The 10,399-nt window shown below is 65.9% G+C and carries 5 protein-coding genes and 1 pseudogene; 3 read left to right on the top strand and 3 right to left on the bottom strand.

Annotation, left to right across the window (positions count from 1 at the left end):
• The first annotated feature begins 336 nt into the window (after window positions 1-336).
• The 3 genes from ACSHZY_RS13465 to glgB are packed head-to-tail and all read left to right on the top strand — an operon-like array spanning window position 337 to window position 7,777.
• Window positions 337-2,349: an alpha-1,4-glucan--maltose-1-phosphate maltosyltransferase gene (locus ACSHZY_RS13465; protein WP_435169926.1), complete on the top strand. Its 2,013-nt coding sequence runs from the start codon at window positions 337-339 to the stop codon at window positions 2,347-2,349.
• The gene (gene treS, locus ACSHZY_RS13460; protein WP_435169923.1) at window positions 2,349-5,627 is read left to right on the top strand and encodes a maltose alpha-D-glucosyltransferase; all 3,279 of its coding nucleotides are present in this window, start codon (window positions 2,349-2,351) and stop codon (window positions 5,625-5,627) included. The genes ACSHZY_RS13465 and treS overlap by 1 nt, the downstream gene beginning before the upstream one ends.
• Window positions 5,624-7,777, top strand: coding sequence for a 1,4-alpha-glucan branching protein GlgB (glgB, locus tag ACSHZY_RS13455; protein WP_435169921.1), 2,154 nt, complete (start codon window positions 5,624-5,626; stop codon window positions 7,775-7,777). Before treS ends, glgB begins: the two co-directional genes overlap by 4 nt.
• A gap of 31 nt (window positions 7,778-7,808) precedes the next feature.
• On the opposite strand, the gene ACSHZY_RS13450 is transcribed toward glgB, so the two are convergent.
• The 3 genes and pseudogenes from ACSHZY_RS13450 to ACSHZY_RS13440 form a co-directional block, all read right to left on the bottom strand.
• The gene (locus ACSHZY_RS13450; RefSeq protein ID WP_435169925.1) at window positions 7,809-8,123 is read right to left on the bottom strand and encodes an AMP-binding enzyme; all 315 of its coding nucleotides are present in this window, start codon (window positions 8,121-8,123) and stop codon (window positions 7,809-7,811) included.
• Window positions 8,124-8,297: 174 nt separating this feature from the next.
• A pseudogene (locus ACSHZY_RS13445) lies at window positions 8,298-9,202 on the bottom strand (AMP-binding protein); the annotation flags it as partial.
• A 129-nt stretch (window positions 9,203-9,331) separates the two neighbouring features.
• Window positions 9,332-10,156 carry a p-hydroxycinnamoyl CoA hydratase/lyase gene (locus ACSHZY_RS13440; RefSeq protein WP_435169919.1) on the bottom strand — a complete coding sequence of 275 codons (825 nt, stop codon included), beginning with the start codon at window positions 10,154-10,156 and terminating at the stop codon, window positions 9,332-9,334.
• Window positions 10,157-10,399: the final 243 nt, after the last annotated feature.

Below are 10,399 nucleotides of genomic sequence, written 5' to 3'. Positions count from 1 at the left end.
AGTCCATGGCAACCTCACCAGCCGCCGCTTCCCGTCCCAAAGCGTCTCCGCTTCGGTGAGGCGGTATCTACGGAGACACACCAAAAGGCGCAAGAGGAAAAATGAAGATTCTGCGTCAGAAAATTCATCTGCCTGGAATCCGCGCGGATTCCTCCCCTGCAGCCCGCGTCTCGGCAGGCCCCTGCCCAAACGGCATGCCAAGGCCCACCGGGCCCGGAACCATTCCCCTCCGGGCGTTGTTCCTGACAAACCTAGCGAGGGGGCTTCCGCGTGACGAAACCGGAACTGAAGCAAGAGAAGCGGCGCGCGCCGCGGAAGGCTGCCACCAAAGAGGTTGTGCAGACTCCACCAGATCAGGCCACGCTCGACCCGGCCCTTGCCGCCCTGGCGAGCGAGCGGGTATGCATCGAGAACGTGTCGATCGAGATCAATGGCGGGCGGTTCGAGGCGAAAGCCGTGGCCGGACAACCGTTCGAGGTCACGGCCGACCTGTTCGCCGAAGGCCATGACACGATCGCGGCCGCGCTCGTGTGGCGCCGGCGGGGCACCGAAGCCTTCACCGAGGTGCCCATGGCGCTGGTGGAGAACGACCAGTGGGCCGCCACCCTCACCCTGCCCGAGAACACGTGGTACGAATGCAGCGTTCTTGCGTGGCGCGACATCTACGGATCGTGGCGCAAGGAAGTGATCAAGAAAAGCGCCGTTGGCCAGATGATCACGCTGGAGCTTCAGGAAGGCCGTCAGCTTTTCGAAAAGACGCTGGCCGAAGGCGCCGCGTCACCCGAAGACCGCGCGATCATCGAACGGCTGTTGCAGGACGATGCGCAGCATACCGGCGATGACGCGGACACGCAGGCGGCCCGCTTCGCCCGCATGAAGGACCCCGCCATCGTCGAGGTGATGCGCCGGATCGACCTGCGCGACGGCCTGTCCCGCTACAAGACGCTGACGGTGTTCGCGGACCGCAAGGCCGCGGCCTTCAGCGCGTGGTATGAAATCGCGCCCCGCTCGCAATCGGGCGACGTGGACCGGCACGGCACGCTGCTGGACGTGATTCCGCGGCTGCCCTACATCCGCGACCTCGGCTTCGACGTGCTGTATCTGTTGCCGATCCACCCGATCGGGAAGACCAACCGCAAGGGCCGCAACAACAGCCTGCGCGCCGAGGAAGGCGAACCCGGCAGCCCCTATGCCATCGGGTCGGTCGAGGGTGGCCATGACGCCATCCACCCCGAACTGGGCACCTTCGACGATTTCCGCAAACTCGTGGACGCCGCCCGTGACCACGGGCTGGAACTCGCGCTCGACTTCGCGATCCAGTGCTCCCCCGACCACCCCTGGATCAAGGAGCATCCGGAGTGGTTCGACTGGCGGCCCGACGGCTCCATCAAGTTCGCCGAAAACCCGCCAAAGAAGTACGAGGACATCGTCAACGTCCACTTCTACCGCGATGCCCTGCCCTCGCTCTGGTACACCCTGCGCGACATCGTGCTGTTCTGGGTGGACAAGGGCGTCCGCATCTTCCGCGTGGACAACCCGCACACCAAGCCCTTCCCCTTCTGGGAATGGATGATCGCCGAGGTGCGGGCGAAGGACCCCGGCGTGATCTTCCTGGCCGAGGCGTTCACGCGCCCCAAGGTGATGAAGCGTCTGGCCAAGGTCGGCTTCTCGCAATCCTATTCCTACTTCACGTGGCGGAACGAGAAGGAGGAGATCACCGAATACCTGACCGAGCTGACGCAGGAACATTGCCGCGAATACATGCGGCCGAACTTCTTCATCACCACGCCCGACATCAACCCGAAGTTCCTGCAAACCAGCGGGCGGCCCGGCTTCCGCACGCGGCTGGCGCTGGCGGCGACGCTGGGCGGCAATTACGGCGTCTACAACGGGTACGAGATCTGCGAGGCCGCCGCCGTTCCCGGGAAAGAGGAATACCTCAACTCTGAGAAGTACGAGATTCGCGCTTGGGACATGGATCAACCCGGCCACATCCAGGACGACATCCGCCTGATGAACCGCCTGCGCCAGACGCATCCGGCGCTGCAGGGCTTCACGAACCTGACCTTCTACAAGGCCGACAACGACCAAGTCCTGTCCTACGCCAAGCGGTCGGTCAACGATTTCGTGCTGGTCCATGTCAACCTCGACCCCCACAACGCCCAGACCTTCCAGTTCGAGGTGCCGCTTTGGGAATTCGGCCTGCCCGACGAAGCCTCGGTGGAGGTGCGTGACCTCCTTCACGGCAACAGCTTCACCTGGCACGGCAAGCTTCAGACCCTGACGCTTGAACCCGAAACCCGCCCTTATGCCATCTGGCAGATCCTTGCACCCGGAGTGCCGCGCTGATGAACCTGTCCGTGACCAAACAAGACAATGCGAACTTTGCCATCCGCACCGGCGGGGTCGATCGCGACCAGGCCGACTGGTACAAGGACGCGGTCATCTACCAGCTGCACATCAAGGCGTTCATGGATTCGAACGGCGACGGCATCGGGGATTTCGCGGGCCTGATGCAGCGTCTGGACTATGTGCAGGAACTGGGGGTCACGGCGATCTGGCTTCTGCCGTTCTATCCCTCGCCGCTGCGCGATGACGGCTACGACATCTCCGACTACCGCTCCATCAACCCGTCCTACGGGTCGATGAAGGACTTCAAGGCCTTCGTCGCCGAGGCGCACAGGCGCGGCATCCGCGTCATCACCGAACTGGTGATCAACCACACCTCGGACCAGCATCCGTGGTTCCAGCGCGCGCGGCAGGCCAAGCGTGGCTCGGCCGCGCGCGACTGGTATGTCTGGTCGGACAGCGATGAAAAATGGCCCGAAACCCGGATCATCTTCCTCGACACCGAAAAGTCGAATTGGACGTGGGATCCGGTGGCGGGCCAGTTCTACTGGCACCGCTTCTATTCCCACCAGCCCGACCTGAACTTCGACAACCCCCGCGTGCTGGAGGAGGTGCTGAAGGTCATGCGCATGTGGCTGGACATGGGCGTGGACGGCCTGCGGCTGGACGCGATCCCCTATCTGGTCGAACGCGACGGCACCAACAACGAAAACCTTCCCGAAACCCATGACGTCCTGAAGGCGATCCGCGCCGACCTGGACAAGCACTTCCCCGACCGGATGCTGCTGGCCGAGGCGAACCAGTGGCCCGAGGACACCCGCCCCTATTTCGGCGACGGCGACGAATGCCACATGGGCTTCCACTTCCCGCTGATGCCGCGCATGTACATGGCGCTGGCGCAGGCCGATCGCCACCCGATCACCGACATCATCCGCCAGACGCCAGAAATCCCCGAAGCCTGCCAATGGGGCATCTTCCTGCGCAACCATGACGAGTTGACGCTGGAAATGGTCACCTCGGAAGAACGCGACTACCTGTGGCAGACCTATGCCGCCGAGACGCGCGCGCGGATCAACCTTGGCATCCGCCGCCGTCTGGCGCCCCTGATGCAGAACAACCGGCGCAAGATCGAGCTGATGAACTCGATGCTGCTGTCCATGCCCGGCACGCCGATCATCTATTACGGCGACGAGATCGGGATGGGCGACAACTACTATCTGGGCGACCGCGACGGGGTGCGCACGCCGATGCAATGGTCGGGCGACCGCAACGCCGGCTTCTCGCGCGCCAAACCGCAGCAGCTTTACCTGCCGACGATCATCGACGCCGTCTACGGCCATCAGGTCATCAACGTGGAGGCGCAGGCCGACGATCCGTCCTCCCTGCTGAACTGGATGCGCCGGATGATCACGGTGCGCCGCCAGCACCCCGCCTTCGGGCGCGGGGCGATGGTGCTGCTCTATCCGCGCAACCGCAAGATCCTCGCCTATCTGCGCGAGCATGACGGGGAGGCCTATCTCTGCGTCGCGAACCTGGCCGACAGCGCGCAGGCGGTGGAACTGGATCTGGGCCGCCACCGCGGCAAGGTCCCGATCGAACTGACCGGCCGGTCGGCCTTCCCGCCGGTGGGCGACCTGCCCTACATGCTGACGCTGCCGGCCTACGGCTTCTACTGGTTCGCGCTGAGCGGGGAAGGCGAAACCCCGTCCTGGCACGAGGCGATGCCGGGCATCCTGCCCGAATTCATGACCCTGACGGCCCGCGACGGCCGCGTGGCCACGGCCCTCAGCGGCCGTGAAGGCACGCAGTTCCGCAACGACGTCCTGCCGCAATGGCTGCCCTTGCAGCGCTGGTTCGCCGCCAAGGACGCCGCCATCGGCGCGGTGAAGATGACGCCCCTCGGCAGCCTCGGGAACGGGGAGCATGAGCTGGTGTCGCTGAACGTCACCGTGGGGGAGGAGGAGCAGAGCTATCTCCTCCCGATCTCCGCACGCTGGGGGGACGAACATCTTCGTCCGGGCGCGCCGAAGCTGTCCTACACGCTGGCCAAGATCCGCCACACGGCGCGGGTGGGCGCGCTGATCGACGGCGCCTATGACGAACGTCTGCCGCAGCTGCTGCTGGACGGTTTGAAGTCCGGCCGCACGGAAGGCGCCCTTCAGTTCCGGGGCACGGACGCCCTGCGGAAGATCGAGGAGCCGGGCGATCCCCGGCAACTGGGCGCGGAACAGTCGAACCTGTCCATCGCCTTCAGCGACAAAATCATCCTGAAGCTGTACCGCCGCATCCGCGCGGGCGATCAGCCGGACGTGGAAATCGCCCGCTTCCTGACCGAAGTGGCCGGTTTCGAACACACGCCCCGCTATCTGGGCGAGGTGGTGCATGACACGACCACCCTCGCGGCCGCCTTCGCCTTCGTCCCGAACCGCGGCGACGCTTGGACCGGGATCATCGACGCCCTGATGCTGGAGCTGCAGGAGCAGGACACCTGGTCCTCCTCCACCGAAACCCAACCGGACGTCGCGGCCTTCGACTTCCCGCTGGGCATCGGTGCCCTGCTGGGCCAACGGACGGCGGAACTGCACAAGGCGCTGGCCACCGACACCGACGATCCGGCCTTCGCGACCGAGGATCTGACGTCCGAGCAGCTGACGACCTGGGCCTCGGACGCGGCTTCGGAAGCGGAGGCGCTGATGGCGCGGCTGGAAAAGGCGACCCTGCCCGAGGATGTCGCCCCCTTGGCCCAAACGCTCCTGTCCCGGCGGGAGGACGTGTTGGCGAAGCTGCGCGCGGTGGCCGATCTGGCCCCGGCCTGCAAGCTGTCGCGCATCCACGGAGATTATCATCTGGGCCAGGTGCTTCTGGCGCAGAACGATGTCGCCATCATCGACTTCGAGGGCGAACCGGCCCGCACATTGGCCGAACGTCGCGCCAAATCTTCGCCGCTGCGGGACGTGGCCGGCATGCTCCGCTCGTTCGATTACGCCGCGATGACGGTTCTGGCGCGGCAACGCCAAAGCTTCGGGTCGGAGCGTGGGGCGGAGCGGGTGGAGGCGTGGCGCCAGTCGGTGGTGCGCGACTTCCAGACCGCCTATGCCCAGCATTCGGTCGGCGTCACCAGCCTTCCGGCCGACACGGCCGCCCGCAAGGTGCTGCTGGACTTCTTCCTGCTTCACAAGGCGGTCTACGAGGCCGGCTATGAATTGGGCAACCGGCCCGCATGGATCGGCATTCCCCTGAAGGGGATCCTCGAACTTCTTGGACAAGGCGCAGAATGAACAACCTGTCCCCGATCGAGATCGAGGCCGTCCTGCGCGGCCGCCACCATGACCCCTTCGGTGTCCTCGGACCCCAAGGGGGCGAGGTGCGCGTTTTCGCCCCGCAGGCCACGCAGGTGACCGTTCTGGCCGGTGGCACGCGCACCGCGCTGGACCTTGTTCATCCCGAAGGCTTCTTCGCCGGCCCCGCCCCGGGACCGGACTATCGGCTGGAAATGACCTCCGGCGAGCATGTGTGGGAGCAGGACGACCCCTATCGCTTCGGCCCCGTGCTGGGCGAGATGGACGAATACCTTCTGGCCGAAGGGCGCCACCGGCGGCTTTACGAACAATTGGGCGCCCATGCGATGGTGCATCAGGGGGTCAGCGGCGTGGCCTTCGCCGTCTGGGCGCCGAACGCGCGGCGGGTCAGCGTGGTCGGGCCCTTCAACGCCTGGGACGGCCGCCGCCACCCGATGCGCAAGCGCCTCGGCCCCGGCATCTGGGAGCTGTTCATCCCCGGCCTCGTTCCCGGAGAAATCTACAAGTTCGAGATCATCAGCGCGCATGGCGAACGCATGCCCTTGAAGGCCGACCCCGTCGGCTTCTCGCACGAACCCTCGCCCGGAACGGCCTCGGTCATCGCCACCCCGGCGGCGTTCTCGTGGCAGGACGGCACCTGGATGGGGGAACGGGCGCAACGGCAGGACCGGACCGCCCCCATCTCCATCTACGAGGTTCACCTTGGATCATGGCGGCGCGGCGGGGCGGGGGAAATCCTCGACTACGACGCCATCGCCGATCTTCTCGTGCCCTATGTCACCGAGATGGGCTTCACGCATGTGGAGTTCCTGCCCGTCTCCGAACATCCCTTCACCGGCTCCTGGGGCTACCAGCCCATCGGACTGTTCGCCCCCACCAGCCGTTTCGGATCGGCCGAAGCGTTCGCACGGCTTGTGGACCGGTTGCACGCGGCGAACATCGGCGTCATCATCGACTGGGTGCCCGCCCACTTCCCGTCGGACGCGCACGGGCTGGGGCATTTCGACGGCACCGCGCTTTATGAACACGCCGATCCGCGGCAGGGCTTCCACCAGGACTGGAACACCCTGATCTACAACTTCGGCCGGCGCGAGGTGGCGAACTTCCTGCAATCCAGCGCCCTTTACTGGCTGGACCGGTTCCACGTGGACGCGCTGCGCGTGGATGCGGTGGCCTCGATGCTCTACCTCGATTATTCCCGCAAGGCGGGGGAGTGGATTCCGAACGAATTCGGCGGGAACGAGAATTTGGAAGCCATCGCCTTCCTGCGCGAGGTGAACGAGCGCGTGCGCGAGGATCACCCCGGCGCCATCACCATCGCCGAGGAATCCACCGCCTTTCCGAAAGTCAGCCGTCCGGTGAAGGACGGCGGCCTTGGCTTCGGGTTCAAGTGGAACATGGGCTGGATGCACGACACCCTGTCCTATTTCCGGCGCGATCCAGCCCATCGCCCCTATCATCAGGGGGAACTGACCTTCGGCCTCGTCTATGCCTTCTCCGAGGATTTCGTCCTCCCCCTCAGCCATGACGAGGTGGTGCACGGGAAAGGCTCGCTCATCCGGCAGATGGCGGGCGACCGGTGGCAGAAGTTCGCGAACCTGCGGGCGTATTTCGCCTTCATGTGGACGCATCCGGGCAAGAAGCTCCTGTTCATGGGGGGGGAGTTCGCGCAGGACCGCGAATGGAACCACGACCAGTCGCTGGACTGGCACCTTCTGGACGATCCCATGCATCGGGGGATGCAGACCCTGATCGCCGACCTCAACCGCCTGTACCGCGAACGGCCTGCGCTTCACCGCCTGGATTGCGATCCGGCGGGGTTCGAATGGATCGACACCAGCGACACGGCGCAGAACGTGCTCGTCTATCTGCGCAAGGCGGATGGGGACGCCCCGCCCGCGATCGTGGTCTGTAACCTCAGCCCGCAGCCGCGCTTCGATTACCGCATCGGGGCGCCGCAGGCCGGCCAATGGCGCGAGGTTCTGAACACCGACAGCGACCGCTATGGCGGGTCGAACCTTGGAAACCACGCCGCCGTTCCCGCCGACGACATCCCTTGGCACGGACGGGATGCGTCGCTCAGCCTGACGCTGCCGCCGCTGGCAGTGATCGTGCTGGTGCCGGAGTAGGGCTCGGACGGGTGGGGCATTCCCGGCCGCGCTAGGCTTCCGACAGATACTGCTGGCGTAGCACGTGTTTCATCACCTTGCCCGATCCGGTTCGTGGAAGCGTCGCGACAAAGCGGAAGTGCTTCGGCAGCTTGTATTTCGCAAACCGCCCCGCGCAGTGGTGCAACAGGAGGTCGCTGTCCGGCCGCGCATCCGGCGCCAGCACGACGAAGGCGCAGCCCACCTTCCCCCAGGTGCCGAAGGGCACGCCGATGACGGCGACCTCGCGCACGGTGTCATCCTCGGACAGCGCCGCCTCCACCTCCACCTCCACCGGATAGACGTTCTCCCCGCCCGAGATGAACATGTCCTTCAACCGGTCCACGATGCGGACATAGCCGTCCTCGTCCCGCAGGCCGATGTCGCCGGTGCGGAACCAGCCGGGCGTGCCGAAGGCCGGGTCCGCTCCCCGCGGACGGTTCCAGTAGCCGGGGATGACGTTGGGCCCGGACACCAGGATCTCCCCCTCCGTGCCCGCCGGAACGTTGCGGTCGTTCCTGTCCACCAGCCGGATGGTGGTCAGCGGCCCGGCCAGACCGACGCTGCCCGCCTTGGCGCGGATGATGTCCAGCGACCGCGGCATGCCAAGGATGGTCCCGCATTCCGTCATGCCATAGCCGTCGACCATGGGAATTCCCCGATCCGCCCACCAGCAGATATGCGCGGGGGGGTTGGGCGCGCCGCCGGTGAACAGCGCCCGCAGCCGCCACGCCTCCGGCCGGAAGTTCGGCGCATGGCGCAGCGACTCCGCCATCTGCGGCACGCAGAAGTAATGGGTGACGCCCAGCCTCGCATCTCCCAGACGGTCATTGGTCCGTTCCGCGTCGAAGCCCGAAGACACGATGCAGCCGCCGCCCCGGATCAGCGGCGGCCAGATCTGCGTGGCGATGCCATGACATGGAACATCGGGCTGTCGCACAGGAAGGTGTCGCCCGTGTCCACATCCCCCAGCGTGCCGAAGTTGACGCCGGTGGCCAGCAGGAACATCGGCGTCAGCAAGGCCCCCTTCGGCATGCCGGAGGTTCCCGACGTGTAAAGGATGATGCAGGTGTCCGTCGCCCCATGGGGCGGTCCGGCCGGCGCCGGTTCCGCCGCGTCGATGCCCGCGACCAGCGCCGTCATCGGCTCCACGATGATCCGGCCGCCGTTGACCCCCTCGCGGTCGGTGAACAACAGCCGGGGCGTGCAATCGGCCAGAAGCTGCGCCAGTTCCTTGTTCGACAGGCGCCAGTTCAGGGGCACGAAGATCGCCCCCATCCGCATCATTGCCTGCTGAAGGATGATCTGGTGCACAGAGTTGCGGGCCAGCACGGCCACGCGATCCCCCCGCGCGACGCCCCGGCCCCTCAGCACCGTCACCGCCCGCTGAATGTCGAGGTCCAGCATGCGTTACGTCCAGTGCCGGTCCAAGCCCAGGTCGATGGCCGCCCGCACGTCCGGGCGCAGCCGGGCGTTCAGCGCGACCGGGTTCGGTGATAGGAAGTCGAGCATGGTGTCTCCTCCCCCCTGCCTCCCTCAGCCCCGGGTCTTGTCGTAGGCCCCCAGACCCGGCTTGTAGCTCTTTTCGTCAATGAACTGCCGGAGGCCTTCCTTGCGCCCGTCATTGTCGTAGGAATTCGCGGCCTCCTGCGCGCGAACGAGGTAATCCTCGGCGTCGTCATAGCCCATGGCGCCCACGGGGTGGATGGCGTCCTTCGTGGCCTTCATCGCGACGGGGTTCTTTTCCAGAAGGGCCTTGGCCACCTGCACGACGCGGTCCTTCAGTTGGGCCAGCGGCAGGCTTTTGTTGACCAGCCCCCAGTCGGCCGCGGTCTTGCCGTCGATCGGTTCCCCCGGCATGGCGTGATACATCGCCTTGCGGAAGGGCAGCAGTTCCACGGCCACCTTGGTCGCGCCACCGCCGGGCAGGATGCCCCAGTTGATCTCGGACAGGCCGAACTTCGCCTCGTCGGCGCTGAAGGCCAGATCGCAGGCGAACAGGGGACCGTAGCCGCCGCCAAAGCACCAGCCGTTGACCATGGCGATGGTGGGCTTCTGATACCACCGCAGGCGGCGCCACCAGCCATAGCTTTCCCGCTGCGCGCTGCGGGTGCCCTTCAAACCCTTCGCCTCGGTTTCGCGGACGTATTCCTTCAGGTCCATCCCCGCGGTCCAGGCGGACCCTTCGCCCGTCAGCACCAGCACGCCCACGTCGTCGCGGAACTCCAGCTCGTCCAGCGCCTCCATCATGGCGCGGTTGAGCGCGGGCGACATGGCGTTGCGCTTGTCGGGCCGGTTGAACCGCAGCCGCGCGATGCCGTCCGCCATGTCATACGCCACGGTGTCGATGTCGTTTGCCATTGTCTTTCCTTCCTCAGCCAGGTCGGGACGCATCATCAGCCGGACCTGCGCGTGGAACGCCTCCCCTCCTCCCCGCACACAACGCTATGGTTCATAGCGATTGACGGTTATAACGCATAGCGATAAGCGTTTGACAAGGGTCAGGCCTGCACGCAGCGCATAACGACATGGGGCACCTCCGCGTGCAAGCCGCCAGACCTGCACAGGGCCCCACCCCCGGAGAGGGGCCGGGCAGGGCCGCAT

It is taken from the genome of Falsirhodobacter sp. 1013, from assembly GCF_051195255.1.
Classification (GTDB): Bacteria; Pseudomonadota; Alphaproteobacteria; order Rhodobacterales; family Rhodobacteraceae; genus Falsirhodobacter.
The sequence above is the reverse complement of the archived record's forward strand: the minus strand, read 5'-3'. Positions and strand labels throughout refer to the sequence as shown.

Bases quoted from the DNA above. Each gene is read 5' to 3' on its own strand.
- treS (WP_435169923.1), top strand. From the start codon at position 2,349: ATGAACCTGTCCGTGACCAAACAAGACAATGCGAACTTTGCCATCCGC.
- glgB (WP_435169921.1), top strand. From the start codon at position 5,624: ATGAACAACCTGTCCCCGATCGAGATCGAGGCCGTCCTGCGCGGCCGC.
- ACSHZY_RS13450 (WP_435169925.1), bottom strand. From the start codon at position 8,123: ATGTTCATCTCGGGCGGGGAGAACGTCTATCCGGTGGAGGTGGAGGTG.
- ACSHZY_RS13440 (WP_435169919.1), bottom strand. From the start codon at position 10,156: ATGGCAAACGACATCGACACCGTGGCGTATGACATGGCGGACGGCATC.